Annotated in this window: 1 protein-coding gene; it reads left to right on the top strand. The window is 55.2% G+C overall.

Annotated elements, in window-relative coordinates; translation table 11 throughout:
- The first annotated feature begins 799 nt into the window (after nt 1-799).
- On the top strand, nt 800-1,921 hold the full coding sequence (locus tag ARC23_RS20635) for a hypothetical protein (protein ID WP_152985172.1): 1,122 nt from the start codon (nt 800-802) through the stop codon (nt 1,919-1,921).
- Nucleotides 1,922-2,117 lie beyond the last annotated feature (196 nt).

The following is a 2,117-nucleotide window of genomic DNA, read 5'->3' as shown; positions in this document are numbered from 1 at the left end:
CCCCCCCGCCCCCCCCCCCCCGCCGCCAGAAAAGTGACGGAAGCAGCGACTCCCCCCCTCGATCGCTTCCAAGAGTTCCTCCAAGTACCCGCCTGCAAGCAAGGTGCTAAAGGAATGTCCAGATGAGCCAGACAAGAGAACCGCTCACCAGCTTTTGATATCCGGAATGATTGCGACCGCACCGCCCCGAACCTCTCGCGCCTTGGTGGATTTCGGCCGTGATACCGAGGAGCGGCCTTATCCATGAACTCAGCACAAGTGTGAGCAGCGGCATTCCCAGCACAGACAATTGACAAAACCTGCGCTCCAGCTAAATAGGCCAGACACCCCACAAGGAGTCAGGCAATGAGGTACAAAGAAGCAAATGCCCACCTGGGCCGGTATGGAATACGTCTGATTCGATGCAATGAAAGAAAGAGAGAGCGCTGGGAAACCGGACCTACCAACGAGACCTGCCCAAGAAAGTACTTTTCTTCGATTGACGCAGCCGTACAGTACTGGGATAGGAAGGCACGTGGCTTGGCATTTGATGCAGTCTTAGCAAGAGCCATCGTAGAGCGGGCTTTAACGTTGGGCGCAACCGACCTCTCAGCCTTCAATGCCTGGATCGACGGAAGAAGAAAGACATTGCCTGGCGTAATGTTTCGACAAACGGGCTCTCTTTGCTTCCCCCAGAACTGGAAAGAAGAGGCCATAGCATGGGCCGCCAGGGAGGGGTCCATCGCAGGATTTGAAATTCGTCACGCACTGAAGCATGCTCGCTTGCAGCACCCGACTCTTCTGCAAAAGCGAAAAAGGAATGCAAAGCGTGACCGAGGACTGTCCAGATGACAGCATTAGCGCCAGAGTTGAGCACCTTATTTCAGCGGTTATTGGACCAGTCCACCAACTTGTTCGACCGACACCGCTTGCCGCAGCATTACAGATAGCGGCTTTCCGCATCCTCCAAGCGCATGCACAACAGCCTCAGCAGGAAGAAGAGATCACATCAATGCTTCTGGGGGCTTTCATTAACTCCATCGACTGGGTAGCGCATTGCCTTGAGTCGACCCATGGGCCAGGGCTATCGTGGGCGCAACACAGCAAGTATGGCTCTGACGTTAGGAGCGAAGGCTCTACCGGCGCCGATTTTTCGTTAATGATCACGTTCGGTGAGAACTTCGCCCGTGCCGGCGTTTTCCAGGCCAAACTGGCCGCGTGTAACAACACGGTCAACATTCACAGGATTGCGCCTTATCGTGAAGACGTTAATTCTGATGAGCCGGTCATGCTTCCTGAACCTCAAGCCTTAAGACTTCTGGTTCACGCTGAGAACATTGCAGGATCGGTGGCGACGAGCGACATCGACTGGATTCACTACTGCGCGTATGGCCCCACCTCATTTTTCTGTATCCCGCTAAGCCAAGCAGAGGACATCATTATCGATTACAAAACAATGAAGCCGTCCGCCGACGCAGCGCTCCTCAAGCTTCTCAACGCCACTGGCAAGGGGCCTATTGCGGGGCCACTAAAAAGGAGCGCTGAAGTGCTTTATCGGAACCGACATCGCAGGCCGCTGGTTCGCAATGAAGCGACATGCGAGCTTATTCACGTCCTGGCAGTGGGCGCATCAACACCCCTGGGCGATGATGCCCCCGGTTGGCTCAACTTATACATGCTGTTGAAATTGAGAAGTTCAGGAAAACCTTTTCAAAGGACACCGAATTCATCGAGCTTGATGGGAACGCTCATCCATCACCCAACCCGTCGTCCAATCTCATTGAGCACCTCAATGAGCAAGCCCACGGCTACGCAATGGCCGCCACGGGAGAGCAGCCGGGGGGAAACACACCTCGCCGGAGCGCGCCAAGGCCTTGATGAATGCGGCATCGGTCCAGGAAGTTTCCCATATATCCTTAGTCCAACTGGCTGGCCGATCTAAAGCCGCAGGCTGCAATTCATAACTGCCGCTCGGTCTGTCGCTTAATCATCCAGACGCCATTCGTGTTCGACGCAGCGTGCGTGCCGGCCCCCGCCCTGTTGCACTCCGACTGCACAGGGCTACTCATACTGCAGCTCCCCAAACAGGCTGATCATGAGATCGCCCTTGAGTTATTCAACGGGAATCTCCACCACGT

Origin of the sequence: Stenotrophomonas beteli, from assembly GCF_001431665.1 — a bacterium.
GTDB classification, from domain to species: Bacteria; Pseudomonadota; Gammaproteobacteria; order Xanthomonadales; family Xanthomonadaceae; genus Stenotrophomonas; species Stenotrophomonas beteli.
The sequence above is the reverse complement of the archived record's forward strand: the minus strand, read 5'-3'. Positions and strand labels throughout refer to the sequence as shown.